The organism is Bernardetia aquimarina (genome assembly GCF_042180575.1).
Classification (GTDB): domain Bacteria; phylum Bacteroidota; class Bacteroidia; order Cytophagales; family Bernardetiaceae; genus Bernardetia.
This window is the reverse complement of the sequence record NZ_CP170094.1, coordinates 32,470-54,637: the sequence shown is the minus strand read 5'-3', so window position 1 is coordinate 54,637 and position 22,168 is coordinate 32,470. Positions and strand designations below refer to the sequence as shown.

General features: G+C 30.8%; 19 protein-coding genes and 1 riboswitch. Of the genes, 4 read left to right on the top strand and 15 right to left on the bottom strand.

Features of this window, described 5'->3' with window-relative positions:
* Window positions 1–198 precede the first annotated feature (198 nt).
* Window positions 199–1,308 (top strand): glycoside hydrolase family 73 protein, encoded by a 1,110-nt coding sequence (locus ACE193_RS00265; protein ID WP_375561019.1) that lies wholly within the window; start codon window positions 199–201, stop codon window positions 1,306–1,308.
* Here the strand turns inward: ACE193_RS00265 and ACE193_RS00260 are convergent.
* On the bottom strand, window positions 1,305–1,715 hold the full coding sequence (locus ACE193_RS00260; RefSeq protein WP_375561018.1) for a hypothetical protein: 411 nt from the start codon (window positions 1,713–1,715) through the stop codon (window positions 1,305–1,307). The genes ACE193_RS00265 and ACE193_RS00260 overlap by 4 nt on opposite strands.
* Before the next feature lie 88 nt (window positions 1,716–1,803).
* Window positions 1,804–3,978, bottom strand: a complete 2,175-nt coding sequence (locus ACE193_RS00255) for a 7TM diverse intracellular signaling domain-containing protein (RefSeq protein WP_375561017.1) — start codon at window positions 3,976–3,978, stop codon at window positions 1,804–1,806.
* 309 nt (window positions 3,979–4,287) lie between these two features.
* Here ACE193_RS00255 and ACE193_RS00250 point away from each other — a divergent pair, with 309 nt between their 5' ends.
* Entirely contained in the window at window positions 4,288–5,766 is a 1,479-nt protein-coding gene (locus ACE193_RS00250; protein ID WP_375561016.1) for an MBOAT family O-acyltransferase, read from the top strand.
* Between the two features lie 185 nt (window positions 5,767–5,951).
* Here the strand turns inward: ACE193_RS00250 and ACE193_RS00245 are convergent, their stop codons facing one another.
* Both ACE193_RS00245 and ACE193_RS00240 read right to left on the bottom strand, forming a co-directional pair.
* Complete coding sequence (locus tag ACE193_RS00245) at window positions 5,952–6,752, bottom strand: DNA polymerase beta superfamily protein (RefSeq protein WP_375561015.1); 801 nt, start codon at window positions 6,750–6,752, stop codon at window positions 5,952–5,954.
* 6 nt (window positions 6,753–6,758) lie between these two features.
* On the bottom strand, window positions 6,759–7,184 hold the full coding sequence (locus tag ACE193_RS00240) for a hypothetical protein (protein WP_375561014.1): 426 nt from the start codon (window positions 7,182–7,184) through the stop codon (window positions 6,759–6,761).
* Between the two features lie 348 nt (window positions 7,185–7,532).
* Window positions 7,533–7,839, top strand: a riboswitch (cobalamin riboswitch).
* 54 nt (window positions 7,840–7,893) lie between these two features.
* Here ACE193_RS00240 and ACE193_RS00235 point away from each other — a divergent pair.
* Window positions 7,894–8,985, top strand: a complete 1,092-nt coding sequence (locus ACE193_RS00235; RefSeq protein WP_375561013.1) for a YncE family protein — start codon at window positions 7,894–7,896, stop codon at window positions 8,983–8,985.
* A 54-nt stretch (window positions 8,986–9,039) separates the two neighbouring features.
* On the opposite strand, the gene ACE193_RS00230 is transcribed toward ACE193_RS00235, so the two are convergent.
* A complete protein-coding gene (locus ACE193_RS00230; protein WP_375561012.1) occupies window positions 9,040–9,513 on the bottom strand; it encodes a hypothetical protein in 474 nt (157 codons plus the stop codon).
* A 313-nt stretch (window positions 9,514–9,826) separates the two neighbouring features.
* Between ACE193_RS00230 and argS the strand changes: the two genes are divergently transcribed.
* Window positions 9,827–11,614, top strand: a complete 1,788-nt coding sequence (argS, locus tag ACE193_RS00225) for an arginine--tRNA ligase (protein ID WP_375561011.1) — start codon at window positions 9,827–9,829, stop codon at window positions 11,612–11,614.
* 84 nt (window positions 11,615–11,698) lie between these two features.
* Here the strand turns inward: argS and ACE193_RS00220 are convergent, their stop codons facing one another.
* The 10 genes from ACE193_RS00220 to ACE193_RS00175 all read right to left on the bottom strand — a co-directional run bounded on the left by ACE193_RS00220 (window position 11,699) and on the right by ACE193_RS00175 (window position 22,150).
* A complete protein-coding gene (locus ACE193_RS00220; protein WP_375561010.1) occupies window positions 11,699–11,914 on the bottom strand; it encodes a hypothetical protein in 216 nt (71 codons plus the stop codon).
* 73 nt (window positions 11,915–11,987) lie between these two features.
* Window positions 11,988–12,497 carry a DUF2480 family protein gene (locus ACE193_RS00215; RefSeq protein ID WP_375561009.1) on the bottom strand — a complete coding sequence of 170 codons (510 nt, stop codon included), beginning with the start codon at window positions 12,495–12,497 and terminating at the stop codon, window positions 11,988–11,990.
* 48 nt (window positions 12,498–12,545) lie between these two features.
* Window positions 12,546–13,871, bottom strand: coding sequence for a hypothetical protein (locus ACE193_RS00210; RefSeq protein ID WP_375561008.1), 1,326 nt, complete (start codon window positions 13,869–13,871; stop codon window positions 12,546–12,548).
* Window positions 13,872–13,939: 68 nt separating this feature from the next.
* Window positions 13,940–15,235 carry an aminopeptidase P N-terminal domain-containing protein gene (locus ACE193_RS00205; protein ID WP_375561007.1) on the bottom strand — a complete coding sequence of 432 codons (1,296 nt, stop codon included), beginning with the start codon at window positions 15,233–15,235 and terminating at the stop codon, window positions 13,940–13,942.
* 156 nt (window positions 15,236–15,391) lie between these two features.
* The gene (locus tag ACE193_RS00200; protein WP_375561006.1) at window positions 15,392–16,588 is read right to left on the bottom strand and encodes an NADH-quinone oxidoreductase subunit D; all 1,197 of its coding nucleotides are present in this window, start codon (window positions 16,586–16,588) and stop codon (window positions 15,392–15,394) included.
* A gap of 192 nt (window positions 16,589–16,780) precedes the next feature.
* Window positions 16,781–17,683 (bottom strand): NmrA family NAD(P)-binding protein, encoded by a 903-nt coding sequence (locus ACE193_RS00195; RefSeq protein ID WP_375561005.1) that lies wholly within the window; start codon window positions 17,681–17,683, stop codon window positions 16,781–16,783.
* A gap of 198 nt (window positions 17,684–17,881) precedes the next feature.
* Window positions 17,882–18,481 (bottom strand): TetR/AcrR family transcriptional regulator, encoded by a 600-nt coding sequence (locus ACE193_RS00190; RefSeq protein ID WP_375561004.1) that lies wholly within the window; start codon window positions 18,479–18,481, stop codon window positions 17,882–17,884.
* Window positions 18,482–18,924: 443 nt separating this feature from the next.
* On the bottom strand, window positions 18,925–19,833 hold the full coding sequence (locus tag ACE193_RS00185; protein WP_375561003.1) for a hypothetical protein: 909 nt from the start codon (window positions 19,831–19,833) through the stop codon (window positions 18,925–18,927).
* 43 nt (window positions 19,834–19,876) lie between these two features.
* Window positions 19,877–21,103, bottom strand: coding sequence for a hypothetical protein (locus ACE193_RS00180; RefSeq protein WP_375561002.1), 1,227 nt, complete (start codon window positions 21,101–21,103; stop codon window positions 19,877–19,879).
* Window positions 21,104–21,607: 504 nt separating this feature from the next.
* Window positions 21,608–22,150: a hypothetical protein gene (locus ACE193_RS00175; protein ID WP_375561001.1), complete on the bottom strand. Its 543-nt coding sequence runs from the start codon at window positions 22,148–22,150 to the stop codon at window positions 21,608–21,610.
* Between the last annotated feature and the right edge of the window lie 18 nt (window positions 22,151–22,168).

The following is a 22,168-nucleotide window of genomic DNA, read 5'->3' as shown; positions in this document are numbered from 1 at the left end:
AAATTCATTGAGTAGGCTTTTGCTCTATTTTCTTATGCAACGAAAAACTGACTTCTTTTCGTTAAATTTACAGCTTAATAATATCTAATTTCGAAACAAAAAATATGCTTTAGGTGGTTAGATAGTTATATTTCAACAGCTTAACTCCTTTAAAATCAAAAATAACTCCTCAACCAATAGCTTAAAATAATTATATAAATGTTACCAACTCCTTTTAAAAAATGGGTTACTCGCCCTTTATACGCTAAATCTTTTCAAATCCCTGTTCCTTTCAAAAAAGACAAATCTGTAATTACTTTTACAATTCAATTAAATAACCGATTAATATTTGCCTTGATTGGTATTTTTAGTATTGTTGCTATTTTGCAAGTTTCAATTTTAATGTCTGAAAAAGATAACCAACAACTAGCTCAAACAAACACGACTACGGACAATGCTACCAAAGAATATTTAGAAGGAGAAGGACTAAATAAACAAACAGAGAATGAGGATGCAGATAAAGAGGACATAAATGCCGATGATGTAGAATATAATGATGTAGTAGATTATGGATATAGACATTTATCAAAAAGTAATTCGCTTTCAAAAACTGAAACAGAAGACAAACGAAAGAATTTTTTGAAAATAAAACACACTCTTATTAGTGAAGCTCTTATAGCAAATCAAGTTTCTCGTTTAGACCAACTTAGCGATAAAAAAATGATTGTCTTGAATCAAAAACTAAGTGAAGCATTCATAACTATTGTTTTGAACCAAACCAAAGTAGAGGCTCATGTAATGGCATATTTCACAGGCACAAAAGATCTCAAAAAATTTGAAACAGCTCTTATGGAACAAGCAAAATATCACGTTCCTGCTTCGATAAAACTAGCTCAATCTGCTTTGGAAACTGCTTATGGACAACGCATTGTAAATAATAATTATTTTGGCATCAAAGATAAAAGAGGAAAAACAAAAGCTATTACTACCACAGAATATTACACAGCTGCAGAATATAAAGCAAATAAAAGCAAAGTAGTCAGTTCGAAAATTATACAAAAAGGTGGAAAAACGCTTTATAAATGTCTTATAAAAGATAGCTTTGCTGATTATCAATCGCCTTGGGAATCATTTAGAGCGCATTCTATTTTTCTAAATGAAAGCAAACGCTACTCACCTTTATTTACAAAAGGAAAAAATTATGAAGATTGGGCTGACAAAATTGGCTCTACAAAATATGGTGGTGTAGGTTATGCAACATCTCCTATTTATGGAGAACTTTTGAAGAAAATAATTAAACGTTACAACCTTGATTTATTAGATTATTAATTTTCTATATTCTTTACTTGTTGATTGAGATATTCTTCTGCCTGTTCTATGGTTGGAAATGTATTTTTAGGAATTTGATTTTTATTTTCTAAACGGTCAATTTGTAAGTTAGAAATATCATTTAATGCTGCTACCTCAGCTACTTGAAAAAGTCCATTCTCTACAAAATAATTGTGTGTTTGAGAAAATAAATTCTCTATCTCTTTAGATAAAATAGGCATCATTCTCAAATCAGCAAGAATAGTAAAATTATTTTTTAGCTCTGTAATAGCTTGTTTCCATTCTTCAAAAAAAGTGGAAAAATTCTCAATTCCATTCCAAACAGCAAGAATAGAGAAGTAAGCTCTGTTTTTTGTCTTATCTATTTCTATATGATAATACTTATTTTTTGCTATATTTATTTTCATCTTGTGTAGCTGTTCCTGTTTATTTCAGTGATTTTGTTAAACAAAAGTACGCTTTTTAAAGAAATAGATTATAATTTTTATAATTTTTTTAATCGATATAAATCCCCATTACCAAAATATCATCTGTTTGTTTTTCCATTTGTTTCCAATCTTCTAAGATTTTATCTAGTGTGGCTTCTTGTTCTGCAATGGGTAGTTTACTAATTTCTAACAAGAGTTCTCTAAAACGTTTTTTCATAAATTTTCTAACTGCCTTGTCTGCGTCTTCTGGACTCCCAAATTGGTCTTGATAACCATCACTTGCCATATAAAGTGTTGTTTTTTGGGGGAGAATAAAAGTAGCAGCTTCAAATTCTTTTTCTTTTCGCTTTTTGTATTTTGATTTTCCTCCTCCTATGGCGTGTTTTGAGCCTTTTATTTCTTTTATTGTTCCATGTTCTACCAAATACAATGGATTTTTTGCTCCTGCAAACTTCAATGTTCTACTAGAATGACAATAGTTTATGATTGCTACATCCATTCCATCTCTTGTATTTTGGTTTCTAAAAGTAGCTTCTATTTTTTCATCAAGAAGTTTAAGAATTTCATTTGGCGCAGTTATTTTTTTGTTGATTACAATTTCAGTCAATAAATCATTTCCCATCACTGTCATAAATGCCCCTGGTACGCCATGTCCTGTACAATCTGCACAAACAACAATAGAGTGCATTTTTTTATCAATAATTACCTGTGAAAACCAATAAAAATCTCCACTGACAATATCACGAGGCTTAAATAAAACAAAACTATCATAAAACAAATCTCCCAATAGATTTTTATCTCCCAAAATAGATTTTTGAATACGTGCAGCATAACGAATCGAATCTGTAATGTGTTGATTTTTTTCTTCCAAAACTTCACTCTGCTGTTGCAACTCTGCATTTCTTTCATTTACCTCAATGGTTCTTTCATTTACTTTGCGTTCCAAATTAACAGTCAAATCTTCTACTCTATTAAAAGCTCTTGAAAAACGCTTGGCTAAGATTCCCATTTGTAATAAAATAAAAGCACCAAAACCAAACTGAATTAAATCAAAATAACCTGTAAGTGAAATTCCGACTGTATTTAGTCCGTCATGTATGCCTGTAAGCAACCAAAAAGCAATTCCTAGACTCTGCCAAAGAGTTTCTGAACGTTTTTTATAAATGGCAGTTCCTAAAATAGTAAGTCCAAAAAGAATGGCAATAACCATCTGAACAGCTTGCAGAGGTTGTATAAATCGAAGAAAAATATAAGTTGGTAAAAACAAAAATAACATGCTTAGAGCAGCCAAACCACCCGAGACAGGAAACATAAAAGGTTTGGCTTCTTTAGGATAAAGAGATTGCAAATACAAAACAGCCGTAGGAAAAAGCAAGAAATAAGAGCCATAATACATTCTAGGTTGAAACCTTGTATCAAAAGCAGTATGCAAATGTAAATATTCGTAAAAATAATGTTCGGCAAAAACAAGATGTATAACTCCTAAAAAGAAAGTCAAGAGTCCAAAATAAAGCGTAGATTTTTGTTTGGGACGAAAAACAAAAAGCACAAAATGATAAATAGCAATAAAAAATAAAATTCCGAGCCAAATTCCTGCCCATGTTTGCTTTACTTCCTTAGCTTGTAGAAGGTTTTTGTATATTCCTATTTCAAAATTTTCAAGTATTCCACCAATAAAAAAATCTGGATTAGCTACCTGAACAACAATATCTAAATCAGAACGGTTTTGGATAACCTCTCGCTCTAATTTAACTAAGTCTGCTAAAAAAACATCATCTGCTTCTTTGGCATTTGTTGTCATTTTTCCTGCCTCATACACTAATTTCTCATTAATAAAGACTTTATTAGCTGCCCATATTCTAGGAATTTTGATGGCTACATTTTCACGTAGATTTTTGGGTAATTTTACTTGAATTCTATAAGTAGCTGCTCCTTTTGATGGATAATTTTCTTCTGTTTTGGGGTCTTTGTAGTTATTCCAAGCTGTGGGAACAGGCACATACTGAAACTCTTTTTGTTCTTGTATATTTTTAGGTAAAATCCATTTATCCCAAAAAAACTGCCACTCTCCTTTGAGTACGATTACATCTTCAGTTTCAATTATTTTATCTGAAAGGTCTATAACTCCCTTTTCAGCTTCAATAGAAAGTTCTTTTTTATCAGTACAAGAAGACAAAAAAAGCAGAAAACAAAATACAGCAACTCCCTTCAAACTACACTTCAAAATTAATTGAATAGGCAAAGTTTTGAATAAATATGGAAATATATATTTTAATGTATAGTTTTGCATTGTGAAAAGCAGACAGATGCACAAGTGAAACAGTTTAATAAGTCTAAATTACAATAAAAATAAGAAAAGGTAATACATATTCGAATTTTGAATGTGTTAAAAACTTTTTCACATAAAATAATACTATAAAAAATAAATAAAATTCAATAGTTTTAAAGATACAGTATGATAGAGTTTGAAAGATTAATTAATCACATTTTAAATCAATTTTTAGTTTATAGCCAGAATTCACCTCTACTTTTTAATAGTGGGATTTTTTTGGTGCTTTTTCTCGTCTTCTATGGAGGGTATATTTTTCTCTATAAAAATGATTTACTAAGAATTGTATATGTAATTATTTTTAGTTTTTTTTTCTATTACAAATCTAGTGGTGGTTTTGTTTTCTTACTGGCTTTTTCAGCTATTTTTAATTATTTGAGTGGTTTTTTTATAGATTCCTTTCAACTAAAAAGAAATAGGCAACTTGTGCTTTGGATAAGCATTTTGATAAATGTAGTGCTACTTTTGTACTTCAAATACACTTTTTTCTTTCTCAATAATTGGAATACAATTACTTCTCAAAACATTCAATTAGAATCAATTTTTCTTCCGATTGGTATCTCTTTTTTTACTTTTCAAGCCATTAGTTATGTAGTTGATGTCTATAAAAAAGAAATCCCTGTCTGTAGAAATGTATTTGATTTTACATTTTACCTTAGTTTTTTCCCTCAACTTGTAGCAGGTCCAATTGTAAGAGCAAAGGATTTTTTACCACAAATTCGTCAAAAGTTGGAGTTTGATTCAGTTACTTTGGGCTGGGGACTTTTTTGGATTTTAAAAGGACTTTTTAAGAAAGCTGTCTTAGCCGATTATATTGCACAATATGTAGATTTGATTTATTCTAATGTAGATGGTTATACAGGTTTTGAGCATCTTTTGGCAATGTATGGCTATACCATTCAGATTTATTGTGATTTTTCGGGCTATTCAGATATGGCAATCGGCTTGGCAATGCTGATGGGTTATGAGCTGTGTCTCAATTTTGACCGTCCTTATTTGGCTACTTCGATTACAGAGTTTTGGAGGCGTTGGCACATTTCGCTTTCTACATGGCTGCGTGATTATATTTATATTCCCTTGGGTGGAAACAGACACGGAATTTTGAGAATGTATTTGGCTCTTATGGCGACTATGCTCATTGGAGGTTTTTGGCATGGAGCAGATTGGAAATTTGTTTTTTGGGGAGGAATGCACGGTATTGGTCTTGTAGCACACAAAATCTACCTTACTTTTATTTTAGAATTTAGAAAAAACAATTCAGAAAAAAATACTGTTCATACAAAAATAGAAAGTGAGAAAATAGGCTTTTTGAAAAAAACTATTCATTCTACTTCCAGTAATTTATCTAGTTTAATAAAAAATAGTTTAGGTTGGCTTCTTACTTTTCATTTTGTGGCTTTTTTATGGGTATTTTTTAGAGCAGAGAGTTTTGAAAAAGCATGGTTTTCTATTCATAAAATCCTAACAGCAACAGAGTTTGATTATGCACTTCCTTTTTGGGAAACTCGTCCTTTATTTATTGTGATGCTGCTTGTTGGATTATTTCTACATTTTAGCTCAAAAATATCTTATAATAATTTAGGAAACTACTTTGCTTCGCTTCCTTTTTGGGCAAAAGCTATTTGTTATTTAGTTGTTATTCAGATTATTTTACAGACACAATCAGAGGGAGTTCAACCTTTTATTTATTTTCAGTTTTAGTTACAACTGGTTCAAGCGTCGACGCTTGAACCAGTTGTAATTCAGAAAATGATGATGAAAAAAATAATAAAGAACAGGTTTATAAATTATATCAAAAACTAACCAAAACAGGACTTTTACAAGTCTTTTGCAGTTGAAGGTTTTGAAATAGAATTAACAAGTATTTTTAAGTAAAAACCCTAATTTCAAAACAAACTCCTAAAAAACTCACTCAACGGTTCAACATCCTTTTCTTCTCTTTTTAAATTACTTGCATAAACTCCACATTCTGAAATTTGAGTTTCTATAAAAGAATGAATAAAGGCAGGTATTTGTATTTTATCTCCTTCTTTTGCTATCATTTTTTGTTTCCAAAGATTTTCAATAGCTTTTTTTACTTCTTTGTGTGAATTGTTATTTAGATTCTCTACTAAAAACTTAAACTCCATTGGTGCAGCTTCATTTCTCGTCTTGATATAATAAGCTGCCAAAACAGGTCTTAAAATATAAAAGTATTTTTTAATAGAAATTTGATTATTTTCTATTTTTGAGAGCATTCCTTTTGCTATTCCAAGATAATGAAAAATGAGTGTTTTGGCAGAAAAATATTCTTTTGAAAGCTCCCAAAGCTGGTTTCTAAACTTTTCAGTTTCTGCATTTTGTCTATACAAAATAGGAGATTGCAGCCATTCGAAAGGCGTAGCATTTGATTTTACCAAAAGCCCTAATGCTTTTTTTATATCCCAAGCAGACAAATCAACATCATTATCATAAAATTTATCAATAGAATCTAAAGGGGTATTTACTGATAAATACTTCTCTTTTTTATGAGCAAACAAAAAACGAACATCATAATCACTATCAGGCGAACCAAAACCCCAAGCACGACTTCCACTCTCACAAGCATATAAGATTTTGATATTTTTTTCTATCTCTACTTTCTTCAAGCACTCTTCAATATAAACTTGAATATCTTTTGGAATAGAATTTTCTAAATTAGTTTGCATATTTTTTTACTTTTTTATATTACTTTCTTGGAATTCTTTTACTATTTTATCTAAATATTCTTCTGCCTCTTCAAACGTATAAAATGTATTATGTGGCATAAAAGAACGTTCTACAATTCGTCCAAATTGCAAATTTACAATATCATTATTTGATACAACTCTAGCCACCTTTAAAAGTCCATTATTAGCTACATATTTCTGAACATCTTCATGTAATTTATCTAGCTTAGGAGATTGAATTTGTAAATTACGAATATCTGATAAAATAGTAAAATTGACCTGCATTTGTGCAATAATTTCTTTCCAATCCAAAAAAAACAATTCCATATCTTCTGAACTCCATACCTGTCGGTGCATTTGAAAATAGACCCGATTTTTAATTTGGTCAATGGAAATTGTATAGTTCTTTCTATCAATAATCTTTATTTTCATGCTGTTTGAAAGAGAATATGTAGTATGATAAAATAGTAAAATATAAAATAGCTTTATTCTTTTACAAAAAAACAAAATTAAAATCATAACATCACAAAAAACTAGCCTTATCTCTGAATATAGAGAGTTAAAAAATAAAATAAGAAGTTATTTAAGAATAGGTTTGGCGTTTTTGTTGGTGTCGCTACGCTAAAACACCAACAAAAGCTGTATTTTCTCCAGAATTGGGTTTGCAAACCCAATTCTATGGAGAAATAAATAGTTAAACAACTTCTAAGTAAAGTTTTATACAAAAAAAAATACATCATTTCATAGAAAAATAATTCTAAATCATTCCACAAAAAACACTACCTTTGCTGCTTGAAAGGTGGTGTTTTTTATATAAAAACACTGAAAAGGGAATACGGTCGTCATTTTTTTGATTTATTCCGTAACTGTACCCGCAACTGTGAATTTGGTTTTTTAGCAAATGATTATTCAATTCTAAAAAATAATTGCACTCTACATGCCACTGCCTATATATGAATTTGTATTTACTTCTAAATTAGCTTTGCTTTAGCAGGTTATACTTCTAAGTTCTAACTTTATTTCAAGGTGGGAAGGTCAGCAATTTTTCAAATCAGTCAGGAGACCTGCCTTTTCTATTATTGTACTTTCAGTTCGGGAAAAAACTGGGGTCATTATTTTATTTTATTCTTTTTATTTTTTTATGTCTATTCGTAATTCTAATTTACGTCCTAATTTTTGGACTCTGTTTTTGTATGTTCTTATTTCTACATCTTTATTTTCTTCTTGTAATAAGGATGATGAAAATATTCTTGAAGGAGAATATGCACAAGGTTATTTAGTAGTTAATGAAGGTGTTTTTGGAATGAATAACTCTTCTGTTACCCATATTTCCAAAAATAATGCTGTTACACAAGAAGTTTTTCAGACAGTAACAGAAGAAATTTTGGGAGATAATCTTCAATCTATTTCTATTTTGGGAGAAGAAGCTTATTTAATGGTCAGTAATAGCAACAAAATCGAAGTGGTTCATCGTGGAACTTTTGAGAAAATCACAACAATTACAGGAGATTTTGCAAATCCTCGTTATATGGCAAGTATCGGAAATGATAAAGCCTATATCAGTACGTGGGGAAATTTTGATGATATTTCTCCAAAAATTTTGGTTTTAGATACCAAAACAGAACAAATCATAACTACAATAGAAGCTGGTTCGGGTGCTGAAAATATTATTTTTGATAATAAAACAAATAAAGTTTTTATAGCTAATAGTTTTAGAACTTCTGTTTCTGTTTATAATACATCTACTAATACATTAGAAACTACGCTTGATTTTGCTCCAAATAGTCCAAATCAAATGGTTTTAGATAAAAATGGAAAACTTTGGATTACAGCTAGAGAAACGGAGTTTACTACTTATACTTCTCCAACAGGAAATTTATATAAAATAAATACAGAAACTAATGCTACCGAAACTACAATTCCATTGAATGCAGGAAGCGAAAATGTTGGAGGAAAATTAACTCTTAATCCAAGCAAAGATATTTTATATTATAACTTTAGTAGTGGAATCTATGAATTACCAATTACAGCAACTGCTCAAGCAACTACTCCTATCATTTTGAATGGTGCGTATGGATTGAGTATAAATCCTAAAAACGGAGATATTTGGGTAGGAACTGCTAATTTCCAGGCTTTAGAAGGAAATGAAGTATTGCAGTATGATAAAAATGGCAATCTTCAAAATACCTTTGCAACAGGTGCAGCACCTAATCAAGTTATTTTTCTTCCTTAATTAAAGAATACAAAACCCTAAAGAGCTTCGAAACTCCTTAGGGTTTTAAATATTCTAAAGCCACTTACTTTTTATTTTGACTTTATATTTCTTTCTTGATAGTGGCTTATCTGAATCCAATAAAGCAATCATTCTTGATAAGTTTTCTTTTGAATGGCTAATTGCTTTATTAGCAACTAGCTTTTCATTTTTGTAAAAAAACACAAATGTTGTTCCTCTGCTTGCATACAGGTTCATTTTGTAATTATCTTCTTTATAAGAAAATGAAATAAGATTTGCATCCATTACAGTTGCCTGAATTTGCTTCTCTGCTAGGGCTTCTATTATATTTTTCACAACCACATAACGAGTAAAATAAATTCCTGCTATAGTAAGTAACATCAGACTACCAAAGACAGCAGCCATTAGCATGATTTCTTTTTTCATTAGATTTTGTTGCATCCCTACACCAACTGAGGCAACACCTGCAATAAAACAAAGTAAAGGATATTTATTGATTATAGCATAGTTTAATAATTTAGTTTTCATACGATTCAAAGTTTAAAATAAATACATTCACAGTTAATTCAATTCAATGTAACATTAAATTAACATTAAGTACCCTATAATACAAATTTTATTCCGAATTGTTTAGAATAATCCTATAATTATGTATATAAATAAGTATTTTTTACGATTTTGAGGAACTTGAAAAGATAAAATTTTGTCTTTACTAGGAATGCACAAAATACAATTTAACCTTCGCTTTTTTGCTGCAAATTGTGCAACTTTGTAAATTAATTTAAAACTAGCCAAATAAATACAAAAAAGTAAAGACAAAAAACAACTTTTATTTACAGTTATGATACTTCAACAACTCCAAAAAGAAATTCAAAACGCCTTTCAAACGCTTTTCAATCATACTTTACCTTTAGAAAAAATTGATTTCCAACAAACTCGCAAAGAATTTGAGGGGAGTTATACATTTGTTACTTTTCCTTATGGAAAGGTTACAGGGAAGCGACCAGACGAAACGGCTACTATTTTGGGAGAATTTTTGAAAGAAAATGTAGCTATCATAAAAGATTTTAATGTCGTAAAAGGATTTTTAAATCTTGTTTTGGAGCAGTCTGTTTGGGTCAAAACGCTTGTTAATCTCAATGATAAACCTGTTTGGGAAAATATAAAGAAAAAAGACGAAAAAGTAATGGTAGAATATTCGTCGCCAAACACCAACAAACCTTTGCATTTAGGACACCTTCGTAATAATTTTTTGGGTTATTCGGTTTCTGAAATTATGGCTGCTAATGGTAGCGAAGTAATGAAGGTAAATTTGGTAAATGACAGAGGAATTCATATTTGTAAATCAATGCTTGCCTACCAAAAACATGGAGAAGGCAAAACGCCAAAAGATTTGGGCGTAAAAGGCGATAAGTTGGTTGGAGATTATTATGTAAAATTCAATGATTTATTCAAAGCCGAAGTAAAAGAATTAGTAGAAACAGGAAGAACACAAGAACAAGCCGAAAAAGAAGCTCCTAGTTTGAAAGAAGCACAACAAATGCTTTTGAAATGGGAACAAGGCGACAAAGAAACTACCGACCTTTGGAAAAAAATGAATGGCTGGGTCTATGAAGGGTTTGATGAAACCTATAAAAGTATCGGAGTAGCATTTGATAAATTTTATTACGAATCAAATACCTATTTATCTGGAAAAGGTACGATAGAAGAAGGATTGAAAAAAGGAATTTTCTTCAAAAAAGAAGATGGCTCGGTTTGGATAGATTTGACAGAAGATGGCTTAGATGAAAAATTAGTTTTGCGTGGCGATGGAACTTCTGTTTATATGACGCAAGACATCGGAACAGCAGATTTGAAATTTAGTGATTTTCCAATGCAAAAATCAGTTTATGTAATCGGAAACGAACAAGATTATCACATGAAAGTCTTGAAATTGATTATGCAAAAACTTGGTAGAAGTTATGCCGATGGAATGTATCATCTTTCTTACGGAATGGTAGAATTACCTTCTGGAAAAATGAAATCAAGAGAAGGAACTGTTGTTGATGCTGACGAACTTGTAGCTGATATGGTAGCAATGGCGAGAGAAAGAACGCAAGAAGTAGGAAAAATTGATGATTTTACAGAAGAAGAGGCTGAAAATTTATATAAAATGTTGGCTTTAGGAGCATTGAAATATTATCTTTTGAGAGTAGAACCAAAAAAGAAAATGCTTTTTAATCCTGCTGATTCTATTGATTTTCAAGGAAATAGTGGTGTTTATTTGCAATTCACACACGCTAAAAGTTCGGCTATTTTACGAAAGGCAAACGAAACGAATATTTCGTACACATCTGATTCTTTTAAAGATGTAACAGAATTAGAAAATATGGAAGAAGAATTAATCCGTTTGCTGGCTGACTATCCTTCTTATTTGAATGAAGCTGCTCAAAATTATGCACCTTCTTCGATTGCAAATTATATGTACGATTTGGCAAAACAGTATAGTAAGCTCTACGCTGAACTTTTTATTCTTGGAGAAGAAAATGAATCTAAAAAATCATTACGTGTTGCACTTTCTGATGCAACTGCCAAAACATTAAAACACGCAGGAAAACTTTTGGGAATAGAAATGCCTGAGAGAATGTAAATGGATTGCCATTATCAATCAAGATTTTTTTAACCCAAAAAAACGCTATCTCTTTTTGAAATAGCGTTTTTTTGCTTTTAGAAACTATATCTTTTTACATTCCTTAATATTGATACCTGTTCCCCACATAAAAATTCCGAATCCCATCGATTCTTCAGCTTTTACTTCTACTTTCAAACCTTCTTTTTGAAATTCCGATGCTAGATTTTCAGGTTTGTATTCTGTACCATCATCAGCAACAATTCCCCAAAAACCACCTTCTAAATCTTGATAAACTACTTTTCCTTTGAAATGTGTCATAATAAAAAATAAATTGAATAAATAAAAAAATATTTTAGACCTTAAGGGTTTTCAAAACCCTTAGGGTCTGTATTTAAGAACGAGGTTTTTTATAAACTGGAACACTACTACAAGCCTCCCCAAACATAATCAGTTTTGCAATCGGTGCAAGCCTGCGAGTAACTTCTCCATAAACATAATTCGGAATCTGAATTTTGCTACAGCCTTTGATAACAACTTTTGCGCCTTCAAACTGTTGCCAGTCAAAAGAATTAAAAATATCTCTGTAAAGCTCACTTTCTAGTTCTTCGCTTGTTCCTATAATCACTTTTTTAGCAAAAGGTTGAATATTCGAAACCACAACCATAAAAGCCCACATCGGAACAATCGCATCAACTGAACAAATAACATTTACAAATTTGCCTTCATACTGACTCCAATCGTGTTTTTTTACAAATTCTCTAAAATCTTTTTCTTTTAAAATCAGTTCTTGAAAAAGATTTATCTTTAAGTCATACGTAATTCGTTCGCCTTTTGGATATAAATCCTCCAAATCAAACGTAATGACTGATGAACTAGCGACTTTATTTAATGTTTTTTCCATAATTTGATTTTCAACCGTCAACGAGGCTTTGCCGTCGTTGAGGATTAGTTACTGTTTTTTCATCATTTTGAAAGTAAAGACTGTCAAAACTAAAATAATTGTTCCCATCAAAAGCCACAACCAAAGGGAGTTTTCAAAAAGTGGTGTTACTTTTTCTACTTCTTTTTGTGGAATTTTTTGTTCTGCTTCTAATTCTAATGAAATTACATCAGTAGGAATTGTATTTTCGAAACGAACAATATCATAATTAGGTTTTGACGAATTTTGATTTCCATACATCAAAAAATAATTTACATTCTTATCTCTGTTTTCTACTGGTGCAACTCTCGTAAAAAGCTGATTTACATAACTTTTTATTTCTACTTTTCCAATGTCCAAAGGTTGATTATCTTGATTATCGATGACAATTTGATAATGACTAGATTTTGTATTAGAATTTGAGCTTGAGTTAATAAAAAATTCAGAAATATTATTTTGCTTTTCCAATGAAGAAAGTGTACTTGTGTGAAGAGTTACAAAATTATAAATCACACCTTTTTCTGTTATTGTACTATCTAACAAATACTTAAACTGAATATTTCTATAATAATCAAAATCATTTTTTACTTCCAAAGAAAGAAAATCAATAGGAACAGAATGAGCTAATTTTATATCAATGATAGTTTGCTTTCGCTCTTTATCAACTTCTATATTTTGAGAAATAACTTCTAAATCTTCAAAATTTCCTGCTGTTGTTTTCTGTAAAAATACACTTGCAGAATTTAGTTTAGGGAATTGCAATTTAATTGGATATTGGTTTCTATAAATCTCTTTATCTATGACCTCTAACCTATAATACTTATATTTAGCATTTGGGAAAATAAGTTTTGTAAAATTATAGTCTGTAAAATCATTTTGAATAGAAACAAGACGATAATTATTCAAAATCTCAAACCATTCATTTTGATCTTGGCTACCTTCTAACTTTACAAGCCACTCAAAATTAGTATTCTCAAAATCTAATTTTATCAAATTTATTGCTTCTTCTGCGCTTTCTTCCTTTTCTAAAGTAAAAAAATAAGCATTATCTTTTTTAGAAGAATTAATAATTTTGAAGTCAATCTGTTTATTTTCAGATGTTTGTATTATTTTTCTAGTCAAAAAAGGAGTTTCTAATGTATCGGATTCAGACACACCAAAAATTCGAATATCTGAAAAATCTGTATTCGTTTTTTCTACAACCTCAACAGGAAGTTCTAGTTTATACCATTCAGTTTGTTTGCTGTTTTTAATGCCTTTTATTTCTCTTTTATAAAGAAAATTTTGAGCAAAAAGACTTGTACCCAAAAATAGAAAGGCAAGTATAAAGCTAAATTGAAAGATTATTTTTTTCATAAGTTTTTTTTATTTTTAAACTGGTTCAAGCCTCAATATTACTTGAACGCTTGAACCAGTTAAGTCATTTATTTAGAGTTCATCAAATCTTCAATTTCCTCCACTTCAATAGGAATATTTCCCATCAAATCATCATAACCATTTTTTGTAATGACAATATCATTTTCCAAACGAATACCGATTTTTTCTTCTGGAATATAAATCCCTGGTTCGACGGTAAAGACCATTCCTTCTTCTATTTTTCTATCAAAAGCACCATAATCATGAACATTGATTCCTATATGGTGTGTCGTTCCGTGCATAAAATATTTTTTATATAACGGATTTGCTGCATCTTGGTTTTTGACTTCTTTTTTGTCTAAAAGTCCTAATCCAATCAATTCTTTTTCCATCAAACGCCCTACTTCTTTATGATATTCATTAAGTGTATTTGAAGGATTTAGAAGTTTCATGGCATCACGCTGAACACGCAAAACAGCATTATAAACCTCTTTTTGTCGTTTCGAATATTTTCCACTTACAGGAATTGTTCTTGACATATCCGACGCATAACCTGCATATTCTGCTCCAATATCTAGCAAAATAATATCTCCTTTTTTACAGATATTATCATTTTGAACGTAATGCAAAACACAAGAATTTTCTCCTGATGCAATAATTGGCTCATAAGCAAAACCAGTAGAGCGATTTCTTACAAATTCATGCAAAAGCTCGGCTTCAATTTCATATTCCATTACATTAGGCTTCACAAAAGAAAGCAAACGACGGAAACCTTTTTCAGTAATTCCACACGCATGGCGCATGAGTTCAACTTCAGTTTTTTCTTTGATAGCACGAATTTTATGTAAAATTGGTGCGCTTCTTTGGTAATTATGTAATGGAAAACGATGCTGCATTTCTTTACGGAAACGGTCATCACGAGTTTGTGTTTCTACGCCATGTCTGGTGTGTTCGTTGGTAGTAAGATACACATTTTGAGCAGGAAAAATCAAAAATTGCTGCAAAACAGACCAAAATTGATCTATCCAAAATACCGTTTTTATTCCTGATTGTTTGGTAGCTGCTTCTTTAGTGAGCTTTTCGCCTTCCCAAACCTTAATGTGGTCGTTTGTTTCTTTAACAAAAAGAACTTCTCTGTATTTTTCATCGTTGGAATCTGGAAAAAGAACCAAAATCGTTTCTTCTTGTGCAATTCCTGTCAAATAATAAATATCCGAATGCTGAACAAATGGCAATGTACCGTCTGCACTTGTCGGCATAATATCATTTGAATTAAAAATGGCAATCGAATTTGGTAATAAATCTTTTGTAAACTTCTTACGATTTTTTTCAAAAAGTTTACTTTTAATAGGTTCGTGTCGCATAAATTAAGAATAGAATGTTTTAATTATTTTCTGTTTGAGTTTATTCAAAACTACAAAAATTTCTATTTACAACAATATACAATACTTATGAGAAGCAATTAATAAAGATTAAATTAAGGAATTATGATATTTTTTATAAATAAATTTATATCAAAACTATCTATCCACTTCTCCCAAATTAATATCCAACGAACCAACGATAGCAATCAAATCAGAAAGTAGTGTATTTTTAGCCAAATAAGGCAAAACTGAAAGGTTACAAAATGAAGGCGCACGCACTTTCAAGCGAAAGGGAATATCGCCTTTTTTGTGTTTTGGGTTTTGTCTAAAGAAAAAGCCTAGTTCGCCTTTTGGACTTTCTCCTCTAAAGTAAAAATCAGTTTGAGGTGGTTTTATACGCTTTGGAACTAATGCTTGAGGGTCAAAATCTCGTGTTCTTTTATGTTCTTTTGTTAGTTTTTCAAGACATTGTTCTATAATTTTTGATGATTCTTTACACTCTTGAAAACGAACAAAATTTCTATCCCAACAGTCGCCAATCGTTCCCATTTTTCCCTCTCCAATCGGAATGTCAAAATCTACTTCATCGTAAGTTGAATACTTATCTACCTTCCTCAAATCCCACTTCAAACCAGAAGCACGAAGCATTGCACCTGTAACTCCGTAATTTATAGCCGTTTGCATTGGTAAAATACCAACATTTGCTGTTCTTGAAACAAAAATTCTATTATTAATCAGTAAGTTTTCTAAGTCATCTAATTTTGGTTTAAGATGGTTTAAATATTCACTACATTTTTCTTCAAAATCTAAAGGCAAATCGTAATACAAGCCACCAATCCAAATGTAATTGTATAAAAGTCGTGCGCCACTTATCCATTCCAAAAGACGTAAAATATACTCTCGTTCTTTCATCAGCCACAAAAAAGGCGTAGTTGCTCCCACATCAACGGCATAGGTTCCGATGGCAATAAAATGAGAAGCAATTCGGTTGAGTTCTGCCACCAAAACACGGATATATTCTACTCGTTTTGGTATTTTGTCTGTCACTCCTAGCATTTTCTCTACTCCTAACGCATAAATATGTTCCGAATTCATAGAAGCCACATAATCCATTCTATCGATATATGGAATAACTTGAGCATAATTCATACTTTCAGCGTGCTTTTCGAAACAGCGATGCAAATATCCAATGTGAGGAACAACTTCACGTACAATTTCCCCATCTGTAATCACTTCCAAACGCAAAACCCCATGCATAGAAGGATGTTGAGGTCCTAAATTAAAGAGCATTTCTTCACTTTTGAGTGTTTCGGAAGTATATTTTGTGGGTTCGGATTGTTGGTGGAAAGACATTTTATTTCAATTACGGATTGCGATGTATGAAGGCTATAAATTTATATTAGCTTTACTTGGTAAATTTACAAAATATTCTCTTTGTGTCAGTCTAATATTTAGAGAAATGAATAAATTACAAAATCCTAAAAGTCATAAAAAATTAAGACTTTTAGGATTTTGTGTGTATCAGAACTTATAAAGATTCGTTATTTACGCTTCTTGCTTTTGTTTGAAAGCGTGTACAAATTCATTTTCTGCAAATGATTTCAAGGTTGTAGGCGTAGTGCTTTCAGATGTTCTTTCATAATTATTCAAATACTTGCCTTCATTGAGTGAATTAAAAAGCTCGTCATATCCTTCTGCAATCGTTTGAGGAATTCCGTTTTGTATCATTCCATTTATTGCATCTTCTCTTGAAAACTGCATGTATTTTAAGTTTGGTTTACCAATTCCTTTACCCAAAATTTCGGCTACTTCATTCATTGTCAAATCTTCTGCACCCGAAACAAAAACATAATTAAAGTCTTCAAAATTTAGGTTTAAAAGATGTTTTGCTGCCACTTCTCCAATATCTTTGGTATGAACAATAGGAGTTTTGACATCAGCTTTCAATGAATAACCAAACATTCCCATGTTTTCAATCATCGGAACTAAACCATAAAAATTTTGCATAAAATAGCCTGCACGCAAAGCCATTATATTAAGTCCTTCGATTTGTTTCAAACGCTCTTCAAATTCATGCAAACCAGAAACAGGTCCTGCACCTTCTTCTAATTGCGCTCCATTCGAACTCAAAACGACAACGTTTTTTACGCCTGATTTTTCGATAGCTTCTGCAATAGAATTTCCAATTCTACGCATAAATCCTCTCCAATCTTCCTGTAAATCCCATTTCGGAGGAATAACGGCATAAATGGCTGTTGCTCCTTCAAATGTTTTTGTCAAAAAACTGGTGTCTTCTAATTCGCCTATTGTTGCGATTGCGCCTTTATCTACAAATTTTTGTAGATTTTCTGCACTTCTGCTGATTGCTTTTACTTTTTTTCCTGCAGCTAAAAGTCTTTCGACTACTTCGCTTCCTGTGTTTCCTGTTGCACCTGTGATTACGTACATAATAAATTGAATTTAAGAGTTAAAAAATGTGTGTCCACTCTATCAAAAATGAACGTTATAAATTATTATACATACCTGTATGTATGTTTGTTGAATAAAAAAATAGCAAATCAAGAGTTTGCTTTTTTTGAGTATTTGTATTTATTAACTATTGTCAGAGTCTGATTACAGACTACTGACAAAGTTTGAGTAAATTTATTATAATTTTTTTAATTGTTTCAAAGCCATAAGTAAAGATTTTATACTTCCTACGAAAGCCTCAAGATTATTTTTAGCTTTTCCGATGGTATAACTTCCTTCTAATCCTGCTATTATAAAATAACTCCATTCATTCGGATTTACTTCTGATTTTATTTGTTGTTTTTCTATTCCTTTTTCTAAAATAGCTTGAATAAAAAAATGTTGTTTGTCTAAAATGATTTCTAGTTTTGTTCTAAAAGTTTCATTAATCGTTGCCATTTCCTGTATCAAATTATTCAAAGGACAACCCAAAGCAATATTCTCATGCGTAGAAAAAGATTTAATTTTTTCTAGTGTCTGACAAATCAAATCAATAGCATTTAGGTCTGAATTAGTCATCAATTTTTTATGACTTTCTTCCCAAACTCCTACAAAACGAGGATAAATAATTTCATCTACAACGGCATAACCCAATGTGTTTTTATTAGGAAAATAATGATAAAAAGCTCCTTTTGTAATGCCCAAATCAGCCACCACTTTATCTGTACGAACTGCTTGAAAGCCTTTTTCTAAAATGGCTTCATAGTTTTTTTCCAAAATTGCAGTTCGTGTATCCATTGTGTAAAATTAAAAAGTAATTAAAAATAAATAGCTGGTTGAATTAAATTTAGTTTTTATCTGATTGACACTGCAAATATATACATACTTGTAGGTATGTTGCAAGTTTTTAACTTATTTTAAATAACAACTTATAAAAACAGTAAAATTATTGACTCTTCTGATAATTTAGTGAAATTATAAAATGGCTTGTGTTTGTTTTAGCTTCGCTGAAAACGACAAAGTTCTAAGCTAAACTGAATATCCTATTATTTAGAAAATAAAACCAAGTTGAGATTATTTATCTCAAAGTAGCCAAAAGCAATTCATTTTCCTCAGACCTGCAGATTGTAATTCTCAAACAGCCTTCACGCAAAGATTCTTTTGAGCTACTAATTTTAGACCTTTTACAGCTTCTAAAAAATATTTTTTGTTAAAAAAACTTTGTTTTTAGTTGCAATTAACTAAAACTGATTTAGCCTAATTTCTGAAAATTGATATTCTACTGGATTCTGAAATTTGAGTGAATAATTAGCTTTTCCTTCTAGTAATTTTTTTATTAATTCCTTTTCTATAGGAAGATATAATATATTTGGATTCACTCCATCAGAGACAAAAGTCCCTAAAGGAATTGAAAAGTCACCTGCATAACCTATCAACTGTACATATACATTTGGGTTATTATTAAATTTATCTTCTCCTTGAAAGTCCAACTTCAAAACATAATTTTTTTTCCTTCTATCTTCCAAAACTATCAATTTCAATACAGATTTTGTTTTTTTGAACACCAATTTTTCTCGCTCATGTAGTTTGTATTTTGAAGTAATATTTCCTATTGCTATCTGTTTTTCTTTATTTGTTGTGTCATTTTCATAGTTTTTGGAATAGAGTTTCAAACAACGAGGTTGTATTAATCCCTTACACGACCTTACAGGTTTAGATTCTTTTCCATTTTTATACAAAAATCCTTCAAAACGTTTTATTTCTGCTAATGAATCAGCTTTTGTCATGGGAATGGCTTCTGCCGAAACGCTAAATTTAGCAACATCAGGATTTTGCCCCACATCGAAAACCAATCCTTCTACTGATAAAATAGAATCATTTGCTTTTTTAGAAGATGGATAAAGATGAATTTTGATTATTGGCTCACTCCCTTTAATTTTATCTTTTGGATATTTTGTGATTTGTGTCAGAAGAGGTTGATTATTAATATCTTGTAATAAATATAACTCAGAAGAAGGGTATTTTGTGCTATCCTCTAAAATTTGATTCGATAGAAAAGCTGTAAAATATTTCTGGTTAGAGAATGAACTTACAAAGACAAGCAAGCTCAAAAGTGATGTAAAGAGTAAATATCTTTTTTTACTTTTCATATTTTTTATAGGTCTTAAATTTAATAAACTACTTTTAATTGTATTATTTTTCTCCTGTTAAATACCTTCGCATTTCTTTTTCTAATAATAGTCGTTCGCCCATAGTAAGAGATTCTACATCAATCAAAATACGATAATCCATAGGCGCATTTTGTGCTTTTTTAAACTCTGCATTAACAGCATCTATTGGTTCTCCTATATTTTTTATCATTAGTTCTAGTCCATTAAGTGTAATTACAGTTAGTTGCCCATCCGTAGGATTTACTGTATTAAATATTGGAAACATATCATTTATATCAGCCTTTGCTGTAATTTGCTCAAATGCTTTTATTCCAAAAAGACGAGTAGAATAAGAAATATTACTTTCCCTAAACTCAACTTGTGTTTTACTAAAAGTCGCTGACAAAACAAATCCTACCCACACGACACCAGCAATAATAAAAGAAGAATAAAAAAGTGCAAAGGCAATTCCAAACCCTTTTTTGGGTAGTACCCAGTTTTGTAGCAAAAATAACCCTCCAAAAGTCAATATTCCTACCAAAGCAATCCAAAAAACATTATACGTATTATTCCAAATTGCCATGTCTTCATTTCCTTGTCTGACTATGCTTATATTTATAGGACGAGGGAGATCATAAGTAGGCTCTGTAACCTGCACAGAATCAGGAAGTAACGAAACTTCTAATAATGGATAAACATACGCAATCTCTACATTATCAGCATTCAGAAATTGCCTAGAAAAATTTGCATAACTTTTATCCTCTGGATTGCCTACCAAATATACAGGAAAAGAAACTGTCGTTCTGAGTTTATTGACAAGTTCTTTCAAAACAGTTTTTTCACTATAAATACCTAGTTCAATAGGTCTTAATCCCCAACGCACTAAAGAAACACTCAAAGTCAGTTCTTCCCTAGAAAAAAGTTTACCTTGTCGGATTGTCCAATCACGCATTACTTCAATATGACTAAAATTATCAAAAGGAATAGCAGTTCTGACTTCTTCTCCAAAATATTTTCGCTCTAATATTATGAGTGCTGACTGGTCTTTATCAATAATTAGCTTTTTTGTTTTGCCTACTTTCAAATCCATTACCCCCAAAGCCATCAATGCAAAACCAAAAATAAGCCAAAAAAAGCGTATTTTTTTATATACTTTCTTAAAAAAAACAAGTCCAATAAAAACACAAAAAAAACCTACTCCAATAACTGCATAAGCAGGTACAAGAGAAGAAATAAAAATAATTTGATTGTCTGTATAAATCGTATCCATTAAAAACAATTACGGATTAAAAATTAAAAATTACGACCTGCCAAAACGGCAAAGCTAGAAGTTATTTAAGAATGGATTGTACCTGTATGTTTGTTGATGTTATACTCATACATTTTTGGTTTTCGAAAATAAAATTTATCGTACACCTCAAAGGTGTCAGATAATTTATTTTTTGAACTGTACTGACACTTATGAACGGCTTTAGCCCTCAAAGAAGTTAAAGTGTCTGACAGTTTTATGTTTTCGAAAACCATTTTTGATTGAGTATACTACACTAATGAAGTTGTTTAAGAATGTTCATTTTTCCATAGAATTGGGTTTGCAAACCCAATTCTATGGAAAAATGACACTGCCTTTGTTGGTGTTTTAGCGTAGCGACACCAACAAAAATACGAAACTCATTCTTAAACAACTTCTAAAACACCAACAAAGATTAATATCTTAATTTATTTTTATTCCTAAATAAAAGTCAGCATTACCAAATATACCATAGTAATAACATCATTAATTAAAAGGCACAATCACAAAACGATTAGGCTTTAGTTCTTTATTAAACGTTTTGAGTAGGGTAGAATCGTTTAAATTATGATAATATTTTTTGGCAATACTTGTCCAAGTTTGTTTTTTTTCTACAAAATGAACCCCTTTAATAGGAACAATATACCACATTTCGCCCAAAACTCTATTACTTTTTATAGATTCTGGGTTTTCGATATTAAAGGCACGAGCCAAATTGCTATCTGAACCATATTTTCGTTCTGTGTCTTTATAAAGTGCATACAACCTAAAATTTTGGGCATCATAAGCATCAAAATAATTATCATATACTTTTCGGTGCATCAGTGAATCCGAAATACGCCTTTGTTCGACTTGTTCTTCAAACTCTAAGGCTAAATTTTGGCTACTTGTACGAAGGCTATCTAATTCAGTTTTTAAAAGGTCATTTTCTTGCTTCCAAGCAGCTTTTTGTATCAAAAAAAGAAAAATAAGAAAGAGTGTAAGCCCAAAAACACTCAAAATAGTAATAATAGTAGTACGTTGAACCACGAAAAATAAGATTAAAGA